Origin of the sequence: Robertmurraya siralis (genome assembly GCF_005502275.1) — a bacterium.
Lineage (GTDB): Bacteria > Bacillota > Bacilli > Bacillales > Cytobacillaceae > Robertmurraya > Robertmurraya siralis.
On the sequence record NZ_SWLZ01000012.1, the window covers coordinates 108666 to 123079 of the forward strand.

Sequence of the window (14414 nt, forward strand, 5' to 3'; positions counted from 1 at the left end):
TATTGCGGAAGTATGATTTCAAGTGAAAAAGTCGAGAATGTAAATGTCTCTCTTTATCATTCTTGAAATATTGAGCGCCACTAATCATTTAATTAGTCGTTATTTGAGGTTTACCCTAAGGGAATTAGTGATACCGCAAAGTTTGACATATGTTAGATGGTGCAAAACAGCAACTTGAGTTAGAGCGACTTTAACCAAAATTATTCAATGTCTGGTTATATATTTTTATTAAATTTTTAATACCATATAAGGAGGAAAATGAAAAATGTCTTTAATCGGAAAAAAAGTATTACCATTCACAGCACAAGCGTATCACAATGGAGATTTTATCACTGTAAGTGATGAAAATTTCAAAGGGAAATGGAGTGTTGTTTGTTTTTACCCTGCAGATTTCACATTTGTTTGCCCAACTGAGCTTGAAGATCTGCAAAATGAATATGCTACATTAAAGGAGCTTGGAGTTGAAGTATACTCCGTTTCTACAGATACTCATTTCACACATAAAGCTTGGCATGATCATTCAGAAGCAATTAGCAAAATTGAGTATATTATGATTGGTGACCCCTCACAAAAACTCTCTCGTAACTTTGAAGTTTTGGATGAAGAAGCAGGACTTGCTCAACGCGGCACTTTCATCATTGATCCAGATGGCATTGTTCAAGCTGTTGAGATCAACGCTGACGGCATCGGACGTGATGCAAGCACATTGGTAAACAAAATTAAAGCGGCCCAATATGTACGCAACAATCCAGGCGAGGTTTGCCCGGCAAAATGGCAAGAAGGCGGAGAAACACTGAAGCCAAGTCTTGATCTTGTAGGGAAAATTTAAGGAGTAATATCATGTTATTAGAAGCAGATATTAAAGCACAATTAGCTCAATATCTTCAGATGATGAAGGGTGACATTCTTCTTAAAGTGAGTGCTGGAGATGACCAAGTATCCCGCTGACTATTTAATTCGTAGCTAACAAGATGGAGAGGATTAATGTCTCCCTGAAATAATTTATAGAATACTGATTATATGATTAATAAACATCTTTCCATTCTGCGATATTTTCTTGATCATGATTTGCGTTCCTTCTCCATCTTCTACAACCTCAAGAGAACCTTGCTTCAGATGCCCGCCCTTTGAAAAAAGAATTGATGAACTGAACCTCGAATTACCATCATTGCTGTTGACAAGCAGGAAGGTAAATGAATTGAAATGATGTCAAAAAAAAATAAAAATTATAGAACAATTGTCTACATAGCCAATGATTTTTCAAAAGTAATCGAGCATTTGTCAAATCCAGATACTAAGTTGGAGCGTTTTAACCACCAAATTATATAACAGGACCTTAAACATAGTACATTCTTCACTATTCTCTCTTTCTTTCATGATTTCCCTTCCATAACTAGTACTATTTTAATATACTATGTGTAACATGATATAAAATTGGAGGTTTACTAAGCTTGTGAAAGGAGAGGTACGATGGAGTTTTTACCTTTTGGAGAATCTCTGAGAAATATACGCAAAAGAGCCGGTTTTAGTCAAAAGGAACTAGCTTCTGGCATATGCTCTCAGGCCCAAATTAGTAAAATCGAAAAAAATATCGAAATTCCTTCAGCACTGATACTAAATGAAATTTCTAAAAAACTTGGTGTTGATATGAACTATTTTTTTGAAATTCAGCAATCTCACAAAATTGAATTTATAAAAGAGTTCAAAAGTAAAGTTTGGAATTTAAAAAAGCAAAAAAAATACGCAGAGCTGCAAAAACTAATCTTAAAAACAAAAAAAAATCCCCTTTTTCAGGATGGAGAAAATCTAAAATTTCTAATATGGCATGAAGCGATTTGTCTTCATTACGTACAAAATAAATCCTCCGAAGCGGTTGACCTATTAAAAAAAGGACTTCAAATTAACCCTTACGAAAAAGAAGAATTTTTTAAAGAAATTGATATACAAATTATAAATAGCCTTGCAGTTCTACAAAAAGAATTAAAGATGTATGAAGAATCAGAGGCCAATTTCCAAAAAGCTTCTGAACTTCTGAAGTACATTCCGCAGTTATCGGATAATACAATTGAGTTAAGAAGATTGTTCGGATTAGCACAGCTATATACGGATACCGATAGGTTTGAGGAATCTCTCTCTGCCTGTATAGCTGGAATTAAGCTCTGTAATGAATTAGAGACCCTTTATTTATTAGGGCATCTCCAATATCAATTGGGAGAAAATTATGCTAAGCTTGGCAAGATATCTGAAGCAAAGAAAGCATTTAATAAAGCATGTCTGATTTTCCAACTCCAGGACAACTCGTTTTATGTTAAGCTAGTTAAAGAAAATGAAGCTGAACTAATAGGGAAAAGTCATTAGATTTTTGAAGTAAGAGGTGTAGATTTGAAAATGTTTAGTCTTGGTCAAGCAATAAGGGAACTTAGACAAAAAATGGGATTAAGTCAAAAAGAGCTGGCTTCTGGTATATGTAACCAAGCCCAGATTTCAAATATTGAAAAAAATAATTATACCCCATCAGCAATGCTGCTAAATCAAATCTCCACTAAGTTAGGCGTGGATATGAATTATTTTTTTGAAATGCAAGAATCCTACAAAATCGAGTATATTAGCAATAGTAAGAAATATATTCGTCAACTAGTACGGAATAGAGATTATGAAAATTTATATTTCACGATCCTTTCTGAAAAAAAACATCCATACTATCAAGAGAAAGAAAATTTACAATTTATTTTGTGGCATGAAGCCATTTGCATTCATTATGTGAAAAATAATTCAAAGTTAGCCTTTGAGATGTTGGATGAGGCTCTTCACATAACGAATAATAAACGCTACTACACAGAACAAGAAATGGAAATCCTTAACAGTATTGCCGTAATCAAGCGAGAAACAGGTTTCTTTGAAGAGTCCGAACAACTGTTTCGGAAGGCGCTAAAAAAATTATGCGAAATCCCTAAAATAACAAATCATTTAATTGAACTTAAACTCCTATTTGGGTTAGCCCAATTGCTTACAGATATTGAGAATTATGAAGAGTCATTACACTATTGTGAAAAGGGAATAAAGATTTGCAATCAAGCTGAAATTTTATCAATATTAGGCGAGTTCCTTTATCAACGCGGTGTAAACCTTGCAAGATTAGGAAATTGCGAAGAAGCTCGAAAATCATTCGAGCAATCAATTCATATATTCGAAATTCAAAATAATACTTTTTTATTAGAAAGTGTCAAAGAAAATCAGGCAGCACTATTAGGGGAAAAAATTAAGAATGGATCCGCACAGGAATTCCTGCGAGAATGAATAAAAGGGAGCTTTTCCTCGTGAATAATCGAATAAGCCTGCGCCTTGCTTATCGAAGGGCGATGGTTAAAAAGGATAGACAAAGAGGTAAGAATTCCTCAGTGTCTATCCTTTTTATTCGGGCTATTCATTTTTCACAAAGCTTCCCGTATTCAGCCATTCAAATTGACGGTGTCTAATCTGGAACAAAATCATCGGATCATAAAATGTTTCCGGATTGGATTTGAAAGATTGCAGTTCTTTTTCATACAGTTCTTTATCTCTCTCTAACTGCTCGACCGTATTTTGCAAAGCGTGGATTGGATTGCTGAAAAACATGGAAATGTCACGATCTAAAGAACGCTCAAAAATATCAAGCTGCTGCAAAAATCTCTTTGTAATCAATTTTGTTACTTCAGTGAAATCTTCATGTTCAATATGTTTTTTGTATTGTCCTGCTAAAAATCCTTTATTTTGTGATAAACCACCTAATAGTTTACCAGCACTCTTTAGTAAAAATTGTGTTGGGCTAAACCGTAAAAAGAAATTTTCTTTTTCATAGGAGATAAAACTAGTCATGCGTTCCATATCACGCTTCCAATCATTAAGGACTTGAAAATCACATTCCATCTGCAATCGATCTTCCCCTAGCAATTGGTTCAACCCATCTGACATCTCATCCAAAAATTTCTTGCTTTCAATAAACTCTAATTCCGATTTTTTTACCCATCCTTGAAACTTCTTCTGAAACAATGGCTGCACTGTTTCGTATAAATATTGCTGAACTCGCTCATTCATGGCCTCATTAATTTCAACATGTATTTTTTTGAAATCACTATTTTCAGTCACCAAGTCAGAGCAACTCTTTAAAATTTCTGGGATCTTTGACTCAATACTATTTTTAATATCCTCTTTATTCAGCGCAAAAGATTTCTTGATTACTTTATTCTTTGCAAATTTTAAATCATCAAGCTGATGTACTGCCCCGTTTAATTTTGAAAGGATTTCCTTATGCCAATTAATATTGGTTTGTAGCTGCTTCTTCTGCTCTTCTTTCTTTTCTAATAACAGATCCAGCAACTTTCTAATTAATTGCAACATGACTTCATAGCGTTCCACTTCATTAAATTCCTGTAAAAACAGTTTGATATCATCATCATTTTCAATTTTTACTGTTTTTCCATCCCATTTAAGGAGTTCGGACATATTAATCGATTCATCCTCCCCCCAATTAATAATATCAAACAAAAGCTGTATACTCTCTTCCATAGACCTTATTGAAACAGGCTCACGACTTATAAAAGCTTCCGCACTTTCAACTACTTCCCTATCCAATGTTGTTGGAAAATAATCATTCCATGCTAAGATTCCACCATTTACAAGAGGAGCATCTTCTAAATCAACGATTCTTACCCAATTTTTAAATAAATCTGGGATCAGATTTTCGATATCTTTAATTAAAAACTTACCGTTTATTAAAGTAAAGAATACCTCGCGAAAGAGCTGCTTCGTTTCCTGCCAGCGCTCCTGTTCACCCGCTTCCATTTCGTTAAACAGTTGATTCAAACTTTGCACCCAATCTAAGAGTTTGCCATCTTCCTCATACCTCTTCCATAAAGAGGAAAGTAATTGTTCAAAATGCGCTTGGCTAAAGTCCTTTAAAATCATTAAGCTTTCTTTAAAATATTCAGGTGGTAATTCTTTTGTATACCCTTCTACTACATAGGATTTTAAGATTGAAAACCACTGTACTGACTTTAATCTTATTCCCTCTTGAACAGCTAGCTCAACTGCACTTTTCCAATCTTGATTTTCCTCATAAAATCTTCGAGCTGTTTCCGTTACTTTAGGATAATCTGGATTAATCGAAACGACCCATTTTATAATATGGTCTGCCTTCTCTAGATTTCTAATTTTTGTATATAAAGAAAATAAATGCAAACCAATTTCGGAGTTTAAGACAAGGGAATCTGTCACAATGGACGTATAAAGCTTTTCACCCTCTGAATAATAGCCTAATTGAACATATGCATCCGCCATATTCTTTTTTGCCCATGAGCTCAATTCGTTATTAACATATTCCCATTTATATATAGCTGCCTCAAAATCCTTATAATGATAATAAAGCTCACCTTGTGCATAACGGATATTCGATAGGTCAGCCTCATCTTTTCTTTGTTCTTCGGCAAAAAGCCCACCTAAAACTTCCATTGAATTTTCATATTTATCTTCACTTAGAAATTGTTCAAAGTATTGTCTGTTTTTTAACATTTCTTCTAAATTCATAGCATCCTCCGAAGAATGTATTTTTAAAGCGAAGTCGATCTTAGCTTTACCATCGACGTTTTTTCACTATTCCTTACTCTACCATGATAATTTAGCAAAGGACTATATGAGAAAAGTAGCAATCTTGCGCATCGTTTCTTAAAAGACTATGGGACGATCTGCTCTTTTCCCAAAAAAGTTAATTGCCAAAAACACTTATCATGGTACAACCTTTACGATTCTGGAACTTTCTACCTCCCCTTTATAAATATTGGCTCTTTTATGACTATATGTCGGGTCATTTGTCATATTTCTATTGAATTTGAAACTTTTTTTATCAAATTAAGAACAAATGTCACTACTTTGTTCTTAAAAAAGCAGGACGGATTATGTTAAGGTTATTCCATTGCAAACAACAAGGAGGTAGCAGCATGAATACAATTATAAAAAGACTAGTAACAACAAGTGTTGCTACTTTAGTATTTCTATCGATACAGAGTGGCATCACTTTTGCTCAGGAACAGGATGAAAACAAATTAGAAATATCAAACGAGGGAAATTCGGACATTCAAAATGACATTCCCTTTTCAGCTATAGAAAACCCTGATAAACCAATTAATGAAGGGATATTAAAAGAGACACCCGGATATAAGATTTCATCAAAGGAAAAAGACTTGCTGGCTCGTTTAGTTGAAGCTGAAGCAAAGGGTGAATCGTTTGAAGGAAAGGTTGCTGTCGCTACAGTTGTACTAAATCGAGTCGATTCAAATCAATTTCCGAACAGCATCACGAATGTCATTTATGAAAAGGTTGGCAATGCTTATGCTTTTTCTCCTGTTCAGAATGGAGAAATTAATAAACAAGCATCAGAAGAAGCGACTCAAGCGGTTGAAGAGGCATTAAAGAGCCCAGACCGTTTAAATAATGCGCTCTATTTTTACAATCCAGAAATTGCAACAGATGATTGGATTCGTTCGCGTCAAATTGTTAAAAAGATAGGCAACCATGTTTTCGCAATCTAAATTTATATTGAAAAAGACGGTTCGTCGTAAAATGATGAGGCGTCTTTTTTTGACGAAAACTACCAACATCAAGAATATAAAGCGCGTTTATACTATCTACATACCCCACTTTATTTGTTTAAATTGTACCATTTAAACGTTTCTGAATCGACTAAAAAGCTTTCCTTCCAAAGGTCATCACGACCGCAGACACCGAGTGGGAAATCGAACGTTCTTGAATGACACAATCGGATTATGTGTGCGTTTACGATGCGGATAACCAGCCTGAGCCTCAAGCACTTCGCTTTCTCATTGAAACTGCGGAGGAACGGCAAATGCTGTAGGGACCGTCGGCTATTAAAAAAATCAATGAAAAAGCCAATATGCAGACAAGAATGAATGATATTTCGCATAACCATCTCTTCTTCCCTATGATATGATAGGATTGATTAGTTTTATATGAGGAGAATGTTCATGTTAAAAAAGCTGCACCATTTATATGCTCAATCACTCTTGTCCTCTACTACTCCTGATTTCCGTAAATATGAGCATTATTACTGGTTTTATTCTGATACTGAAAGCGACTGGTTAGGAATTCCAAAAAATGAGCTAGCTCATAAAGAATTAACCATCTTAAAAACGTTGTATCATTTATATGATCCTAGTTCACGCACTACTCTACAGCAAAGCTGGTATGATTTTTTATTTTCAAATGGAGAACTACCCTATCAAACAAGTAACGAACCGATACGACTGATCCATTTTAAGATGAAGAAAATGGACTGGGAAAAGGAAGATGTAGAATCTGCATTGAAAAACTTCTTTATTGCAAATATTTTCATCGTGTGGGTAGATGAACTAGAAGGAGTGATCCTCGAAAAGCTAGGAGAGCATAGTTCGACGAAAAGCAATTTAAGCTCGCTGCTTTCCAATTTGGAATCTGATTTATTTATCCGAATGTCCATTTATGTCGGAAAACCTCACGAGGTCGATGCTACTCTTCCAAACCATTTCTTACAAGAACGAAAATGGTTCAAAGAAGGACTTCATGCCCTTCCTTCTGAGCGAATTTTCAATTTTGAAAAAGTCTTTCCTTTTATCTTAGTTGAACAAATGTCGCACGAGCTCAAACAACATCTTTTGGCAAACTTCTCCCTTTTCAATGAAGATCGTGAGCTTCTAAAAACGATTCGGATTTTTATCGAGTGCAGCTTCAACGTTTCACTCACAGCAAAAAAAATGTACATTCATCGCAATACTCTCCAATATCGAATTGAACGCTTTACGGAAAAAACGGGGATTAACTTAAAAGACTATCATCAGGTATCAACAGTCTATTTTGCCTGCTTGCTCTTTAGCCAAGATGATTAAGGGATGGACACCGTCATATTGAACATAATTTTTAAGTATTGATTTTTTGTAAGACATATGAAAATTATACTATTGCATATCACGTTAATGTAGATATTGTTTGATTTAGACTATCCTATTTTCTGTATATTTTGGAAAGCAGATAAACGAACGAATAACTTTTCTTACCTTCCTGCTTATTTTCAGTTCGACTCATAAATTCCTTCTTTAGCAAGTGGGGATTACTTATAACCTATGAATCATGAGCTTCTAATTAACATATTTATTAAAAATAGTTAACAGTTTCATTCCTTGAGGCATGGCTTTTCCCTAAAAATAGGTGTTTGAATTAATACAAACTCATCACTCCTTTCATATTGTATTAGTGAATCATTAAATGAAAGGGGAATAAATCATGCATTGTAAACAACCATCTCAAGTATTACCTGCGATTGTACACCCAACTAAATGTTGCACAACACATTCTTTTAATAACGTTGTACAACCGCATATTCATCCATCTCACACAACACACGTAAATCATACTAATATTCAGAACCAACATTATTTTCCTCATACTCAATCTGCAGTAAATCAAGTAACATCTACAAACATGAATATGGGGCAAGGACCTAGTGTTGCTGGAGCTTTCATGCCTGGTCCTGGACCAATGCCCGGTCAAGTAGCTGGTGCATTTGCTCCTAACATGCCTGCTCCTGGCCAAGTAGCTGGTGCATTTGCTCCAAATATGCCTGCTCCTGGTTCGCCTGGATTCCGTAAACCAGGATTTGGGCGTTAAGAATTAGCAAAACACTCCTAATCTAGAGGACCCACCTTAAATTGGTGGGTCTTCTGATTAAAGGGATACTTACAAACCATTTAGACTTGAAGATTGACGTATGCGCAACAGTTTTATAATATATGAAGTGGAATCATGACCATAAGAGGTTCATAGCTTCACCCTCTATAAAAAACTATGGATACATGATACTTTCCATGTCCATATTGGACATGGTTTTATTTTTTATTAGGAGGATTTTATAATGTCAGGTCGAAATAAAGAACAAGGTTTAGATGACTTAACGTTACTCGGAAATCAGCATACAAACTACTCATTTAACTATGCACCAGAAGTATTAGAATCAGTTGATAATCTTCATTCTGAACGGGATTATTTTGTGAAATTCAACTGTCCCGAATTTACAAGCCTATGCCCTATCACATCACAGCCGGATTTTGCAACGATGTATATAAGCTATATTCCTGATAAAAAAATTGTCGAGAGCAAATCATTAAAGCTCTATTTATTTAGCTTCAGGAACCATGGGGATTTTCATGAAGATTGCGTCAACATCATTATGAATGACTTAATTAAATTACTTGATCCCCGTTATATTGAAGTTTGGGGGAAATTCACTCCACGTGGAGGAATCTCTATTGATCCATGGTGCAACTATGGAAAGCCTGGAACGAAATACGAAGAAATCGCCAACTTCCGCTTGATGAACCATGATTTATATCCGGAGAAAATTGATAATCGTTAAGTTGCGAATGAGGTCTTGATGTAAAATCAAGGCCTTTTTTATTCAATGGCTTTTGTTAAACAACATCGTTCTTTAAACGATTTTTGGCTCATTTCGTATTCAGGCGTCTTTCAGTTGTGTAATTTTAAAAATTGAATTTAGTGGTAGTTCGTAATAACTTGACATGGATCCTCTGACTTTTGAGCCAAGAAGATGACAGTATAGCAAGGCTGTCATGCCGCCCCACCATTAGACCATATTAAGAAATGCTTTCACATAGTTCTAAATCGACGCTTTTTTATCGGAGTTAATGAAGCCACAACCGACCGATTGCCAATTTTATTCAGCAAGGCTTTATGTTAAAATACGTTTAAAAAGGAGTGAGATGATTGTATGTAAAAGAACTTTCAAAACCGGTTAAAATAAGCGTTCTTGAAGTATTGTTAAAGAGACTTGTTGATAATCACCCGAAACAATCAGAAATAGAAAGAGATTTGACACTACTTTTAGCTGGCTATAAAGGGGAAAAAGCTGTATCCTATTATTTGGATTTTCTTCCTGAAAAAAACTATTATATTTTTCACTCATTACGGCTTCCAAGTAATGGTCATTATTTTCAAATGGATTATTTACTCCTCACAACCCGCTTCGCCCTCATCCTCGAATGCAAAAATTTCTTCGGTACTCTCTTTTTCGATCAATCTTTCCATCAGTTAATCCGTACAGTCAACGACAAAGAAGAAGGCTTTCAAGATCCTCTTTCTCAAGTAAAATGGCATCAGCACCAGCTTCAAAATTTATTCCACACTTGGCGCTGTCCTCTTCCCATCGAGTATTTCGTCGTCATTGGCAACCCTTCAACTATTGTTAAAACGAACCCTCAAAATAGACATGCTCTTACTAAAGTTGTTCATGGGCATCGATTGTTAAATAACATTCAAGAGATCGAACGAAAATTTCAGAAAGAAGTATACGATGTTAAAAAAATACGCAAATTATCGAAATTACTGGTGAAGCAACATACTCCCGAGACTTTTGATCCAATACAAAAATATGGATTGACACACGAAGACATTTTGACCGGAGTAAAATGTCCAGAATGCGGACATGTTGGCATGGTTTATAATCATGGAAGCTGGATATGCCAGCAGTGTCAAATAAAAAAGAAAGATGCCCATGCAGAATCGCTAAAAGATTACGCATTACTTATTAGCCCTATGATTACAAATCAGGAATTTAGGCATTTTTTCAACGTTACATGTCCTGATGCAGCCAACTATTTGCTAAAAAAGCTTCAACTGCCCCATTCAGGAGGTACAAAAAATCGTGTGTACTATTTGAACGAAGATGAATTCTGGAAAAATCGGAATTAATTCCGGAATTTTTCCGCTTAATTCCGGAAAAATCAGACGTATTTCCGGAAAAATGACAATAATTCCGGAACTGTACCCCATAATTCCGGAAATCATCAAAAAGGACCACTCACAAAAGTGGTCCCTCCAATTATGTTAATCTCATTTTAAAATCTTCATATCCAAACTTGTGTAAAACATGGCAATCACCATTTTTATCACGAATGGCAATAGAAGGCAATGCCATTCCATTAAAGGTCGTATTTTTAACCATTGAATAAATAGCCATGTCACCGAAAACAAGTCGGTCTCCAGCTTTTAGTGGCTCATCAAATGAATAATCGCCAATATTATCTCCAGATAGACATGTTGGCCCTCCGAGACGGTATGTGTAGGCTTTCTCGCCTGCCTCACCAGAACCAAGAAGAGGCGGACGATAAGGCATTTCTAACACATCCGGCATATGGCAAGATGCGGATGTATCAACAATAGCAATATCCATCCCGTTTTTCATTGTATCTAGTACAGTTGTAATTAAAAATCCGGCATTGAGCGCCACTGCTTCTCCAGGTTCAAGATATACTTTCAAGCCGTATTTGTTCTGCATTCTTCTAATGCAATCTTCCAGCAATGGGATATTGTAGTCTTCGCGGGTAATATGATGGCCACCGCCGAAATTAATCCATTCGAGTTGTGAAAGCCAAGGACCAAACTTTTCTTCAACTGCATCAAGAGTCGTTGCCAGATCATCTGAATTTTGCTGGCACAGGGTATGAAAATGGAACCCGGAAATCCCCTCCAATTGCTCTGGACGAAAATGCTCTATCGTCACACCAAATCGAGAGCCGATCGCACAAGGATTATAAATTTCATGCCCCACTTGAGTAGAACACTCAGGATTAATGCGAAGACCAAGCTTCTTCCCAGCTTTTAACACTCTATCACGGTATTTTTCTACCTGTGAAAAGGAGTTGAAAATTATGTGATCACAATAAGAAATAATCTCGTCCATTTCTTCTTCTCGATAAGCTGGGGAGAAGACATGGTTCTCCTTGCCCATCTCTTCGTATCCGAGCTTCGCTTCATACAAACCACTTGCTGCAGTTCCACTTAAATACTGTCCAATAAGCGGATACATAGAATACATGGAAAATGCTTTTTGTGCGAGAATAATCTTCGCTCCAGTCCTTTCCATGACCCCTTTTAAAATTTGCAGGTTTTTTTCTAAAAGAGCTTCATCCACTACATAACTTGGTGTCGGCAATTGTTCAAAACGCATACTATCAGACGAGCTCCGGTAATTTTGCAGTATCATCCGTATCAACAAGCACTGGGTTAAAATCCTCTTGCCATGGAAGTCCCCATTTGTTTAATGCTTCCATAAATGGATCTGGATCAAATTCCTCAATATTATAAACACCAGGTTTATTCCATTTTCCAGTCATGATCATCATTGCTCCGATCATTGCAGGCACTCCTGTCGTGTAAGAAACTGCTTGAGAGCCCACCTCTGCGTAACAAGCTTCATGATCACAAACATTATAAACATAATAGGTTTTCTCTTTGCCATCTTTTTTACCACGGAAAATACAACCAATATTTGTTTTCCCTTTTGTACGAGGTCCAAGGGAAGCTGGATCAGGCAGGACAGCTTTTAAAAATTGTAACGGGATGATTTGCTTTCCCTCGAATTCAATTGGTTCAATTGAAGTCATACCGACATTTTCAAGAGCTTTTAAATGGGTCAAATAACTTTGCCCAAATGTCATGAAAAAGCGAATACGCTTAAGTCCTGGGACATTTTTTGCGAGAGACTCAAGCTCTTCATGATAAAGTAAATACATATCCTTTTCACCAATTTCAGGGAAATCATAAACGCGCTTTATTTCCATCGGCTTTGTTTCAATCCACTCACCATTTTCCCAATATCTGCCGTTGGCTGAAACCTCACGAATATTGATTTCAGGGTTGAAGTTTGTTGCAAATGGATATCCGTGGTCACCTGCATTGCAGTCAAGAATATCAATATACTCTATTTCATCGAAATGGTGCTTTAAGGCATGTGCAGTGAACACACCTGTTACACCTGGATCAAAGCCACTTCCAAGCAAAGCTGTGATGCCAGCTTTTTCGAAACGCTCTTTATAATCCCATTGCCATTTGTATTCAAATTTTGCTGTATCTTCAGGCTCATAGTTTGCCGTATCTAAATAATGTGTTTTTGTTGCAAGACAAGCGTCCATAATTGTTAAATCCTGGTAAGGTAATGCTAAGTTCATCACGATGTCAGGCTTTACTTCTTCGATCAAAGCAATGAGTTCTTCAACGTTATTGGCATCAACCTGCGCAGTTGTAATTTTTGTCTTACCACCATCTAATTTTGCCTTTAAATCATCGCATTTTGACTTTGTCCGGCTAGCAATACAGATTTCTTCGAATATCTCACTGTTTTGTACACATTTATGGATGGCAACTGATGCCACTCCACCACAACCAATAATAAGAGCTTTTCCCATTTTTCATTCCCCTTTTCCATAAGATTTTTTGCTCACGGCCAAAGAACAAATAAAAAAGCAAGTGAAAGAACGCAAAAGCTTGCGTATCACTTGCTTGAGATATAAACATAAATATTTAAAAAGCTGATAAAAGACATGAAAATAGTATGTATTTAACTGATCATGAATGGAGAGCTTTTAAATATTTAAATATATCAATAGGTTCAGAGTCTATATAGCAAATAATTACTTTTACCACTCTTATTGACCGTTTCACAAGTTGATATGCATCCGCACACTGGTTGTAAAGTAACCAACTTATAAAATTTGAGCTTTTAACTCAATCAATAAGGCAACTAAGTTGCCAACCGGCATTTGACCCGGCGAACCGATGCCTTAACTTTTTCAAATAGAAAAAGTGGTCAAAATTATCTGCTTGGAAAGACCCTGATATTGACTATCTGCTTTCCATTAATAATTCATTCACTATATTAACAACAATCATCTAAAAATGCTAGAAAAAATTTAAAAAATGTTGAAATTAATCTTGCGCCACTTCTTTATGCTCCCATTACTATGCCCACTAAGATATATTAATCAAAGGACACAATCAGTGCTCTGAACATAACGCAACATTGCCTTAAATACAGACGAAGTGGAAATGTTTCACAAATTGTTAATACTTATTCTGATTACTTTCGGAAATATTTTTATATACTAGATATAGAAAGCGCTTACTTATCGCTAAGTCTAAAAGGGGTGTTTATGGTGAACTATCATGAAATCAAACAAACATTAGAGGAAAAAAAGCATCACCTAGTGGATAAATTAAAGGATCCAAATTTACTAAGTGAACAAAAAATTGAAATTCAAAATGCGATTGATAACTACGAATATATCATTGAATTGACTGAAATGAACCATTATAAACGAGGAACCCTCATTGAAGGGGCGAGCGATAACGAATAATAGCTTACCCCGAAAAAAACTATAAATTACCCCCTAAGAGGTTTCGTGCCTTCTCTAAACTTGAGGGTGGGACAAAACCCATCTCTAAAATGAAAAAGCCAGTGAAATTTTACGACACGTAAAATTTCACTGGCTTTGATTCATTTTTGTATAAAAATAAGGACCTCTTCTGATAAAATTAAG

The 14414-nt window shown here is 35.8% G+C and carries 12 protein-coding genes, 1 pseudogene and 1 riboswitch; of the genes and pseudogenes, 10 read left to right on the forward strand and 3 right to left on the reverse strand.

The genetic code is table 11. The features are described from left to right. Nucleotides 1–265 precede the first annotated feature (265 nt). From ahpC to FCJ93_RS14750, 3 genes are all read left to right on the forward strand, one after another. The gene (gene ahpC, locus FCJ93_RS14740; protein WP_137744026.1) at nt 266–829 is read left to right on the forward strand and encodes an alkyl hydroperoxide reductase subunit C; all 564 of its coding nucleotides are present in this window, start codon (nt 266–268) and stop codon (nt 827–829) included. Nucleotides 830–1470: 641 nt separating this feature from the next. Then, the gene (locus FCJ93_RS14745) at nt 1471–2358 is read left to right on the forward strand and encodes a helix-turn-helix domain-containing protein (protein ID WP_137744027.1); all 888 of its coding nucleotides are present in this window, start codon (nt 1471–1473) and stop codon (nt 2356–2358) included. 30 nt (nt 2359–2388) lie between these two features. Next, a complete protein-coding gene (locus FCJ93_RS14750; RefSeq protein ID WP_235879497.1) occupies nt 2389–3297 on the forward strand; it encodes a helix-turn-helix domain-containing protein in 909 nt (302 codons plus the stop codon). 123 nt (nt 3298–3420) lie between these two features. Here the strand turns inward: FCJ93_RS14750 and FCJ93_RS14755 are convergent, their stop codons facing one another. Then, nucleotides 3421–5562, reverse strand: a complete 2142-nt coding sequence (locus FCJ93_RS14755; RefSeq protein WP_137744028.1) for a tetratricopeptide repeat protein — start codon at nt 5560–5562, stop codon at nt 3421–3423. Between the two features lie 410 nt (nt 5563–5972). Between FCJ93_RS14755 and FCJ93_RS14760 the strand changes: the two genes are divergently transcribed. The 6 genes and pseudogenes from FCJ93_RS14760 (at nt 5973) to FCJ93_RS14780 (ending at nt 10788) form a co-directional block, all read left to right on the forward strand. After that, entirely contained in the window at nt 5973–6563 is a 591-nt protein-coding gene (locus tag FCJ93_RS14760; RefSeq protein ID WP_095314670.1) for a cell wall hydrolase, read from the forward strand. 233 nt (nt 6564–6796) lie between these two features. Further along, nucleotides 6797–6940: pseudogene (locus FCJ93_RS25915) on the forward strand (glycosyltransferase family 2 protein); the annotation flags it as partial. 76 nt (nt 6941–7016) lie between these two features. Continuing rightward, nucleotides 7017–7913 (forward strand): PucR family transcriptional regulator, encoded by an 897-nt coding sequence (locus FCJ93_RS14765; protein ID WP_170211318.1) that lies wholly within the window; start codon nt 7017–7019, stop codon nt 7911–7913. A 394-nt stretch (nt 7914–8307) separates the two neighbouring features. After that, the gene (locus FCJ93_RS14770) at nt 8308–8691 is read left to right on the forward strand and encodes a spore coat protein (protein ID WP_137744030.1); all 384 of its coding nucleotides are present in this window, start codon (nt 8308–8310) and stop codon (nt 8689–8691) included. Between the two features lie 139 nt (nt 8692–8830). Further along, a riboswitch (PreQ1 riboswitch) is annotated at nt 8831–8876 on the forward strand. 59 nt (nt 8877–8935) lie between these two features. Beyond that, on the forward strand, nt 8936–9436 hold the full coding sequence (queF, locus tag FCJ93_RS14775) for a preQ(1) synthase (protein WP_137744031.1): 501 nt from the start codon (nt 8936–8938) through the stop codon (nt 9434–9436). Between the two features lie 368 nt (nt 9437–9804). Continuing rightward, the gene (locus FCJ93_RS14780) at nt 9805–10788 is read left to right on the forward strand and encodes a nuclease-related domain-containing protein (RefSeq protein WP_095314666.1); all 984 of its coding nucleotides are present in this window, start codon (nt 9805–9807) and stop codon (nt 10786–10788) included. 130 nt (nt 10789–10918) lie between these two features. Here FCJ93_RS14780 and nspC read toward each other — a convergent pair whose 3' ends face one another. Beyond that, nucleotides 10919–12046 (reverse strand): carboxynorspermidine decarboxylase, encoded by a 1128-nt coding sequence (gene nspC, locus FCJ93_RS14785; protein ID WP_095314665.1) that lies wholly within the window; start codon nt 12044–12046, stop codon nt 10919–10921. Between the two features lie 4 nt (nt 12047–12050). Beyond that, nucleotides 12051–13283 (reverse strand): saccharopine dehydrogenase family protein, encoded by a 1233-nt coding sequence (locus FCJ93_RS14790; protein ID WP_137744032.1) that lies wholly within the window; start codon nt 13281–13283, stop codon nt 12051–12053. Nucleotides 13284–14030: 747 nt separating this feature from the next. Here FCJ93_RS14790 and FCJ93_RS14795 point away from each other — a divergent pair. Beyond that, complete coding sequence (locus FCJ93_RS14795) at nt 14031–14231, forward strand: DUF3896 family protein (RefSeq protein WP_095314675.1); 201 nt, start codon at nt 14031–14033, stop codon at nt 14229–14231. Nucleotides 14232–14414 lie beyond the last annotated feature (183 nt).

Bases quoted from the DNA above. Each gene is read 5' to 3' on its own strand.
- FCJ93_RS14745 (WP_137744027.1), top strand. From the start codon at position 1,471: ATGGAGTTTTTACCTTTTGGAGAATCTCTGAGAAATATACGCAAAAGA.
- FCJ93_RS14765 (WP_170211318.1), top strand. From the start codon at position 7,017: ATGTTAAAAAAGCTGCACCATTTATATGCTCAATCACTCTTGTCCTCT.
- FCJ93_RS14760 (WP_095314670.1), top strand. From the start codon at position 5,973: ATGAATACAATTATAAAAAGACTAGTAACAACAAGTGTTGCTACTTTA.
- queF (WP_137744031.1), top strand. From the start codon at position 8,936: ATGTCAGGTCGAAATAAAGAACAAGGTTTAGATGACTTAACGTTACTC.
- FCJ93_RS14755 (WP_137744028.1), bottom strand. From the start codon at position 5,562: ATGAATTTAGAAGAAATGTTAAAAAACAGACAATACTTTGAACAATTT.
- nspC (WP_095314665.1), bottom strand. From the start codon at position 12,046: ATGCGTTTTGAACAATTGCCGACACCAAGTTATGTAGTGGATGAAGCT.
- FCJ93_RS14750 (WP_235879497.1), top strand. From the start codon at position 2,389: ATGTTTAGTCTTGGTCAAGCAATAAGGGAACTTAGACAAAAAATGGGA.
- FCJ93_RS14770 (WP_137744030.1), top strand. From the start codon at position 8,308: ATGCATTGTAAACAACCATCTCAAGTATTACCTGCGATTGTACACCCA.
- ahpC (WP_137744026.1), top strand. From the start codon at position 266: ATGTCTTTAATCGGAAAAAAAGTATTACCATTCACAGCACAAGCGTAT.
- FCJ93_RS14790 (WP_137744032.1), bottom strand. From the start codon at position 13,283: ATGGGAAAAGCTCTTATTATTGGTTGTGGTGGAGTGGCATCAGTTGCC.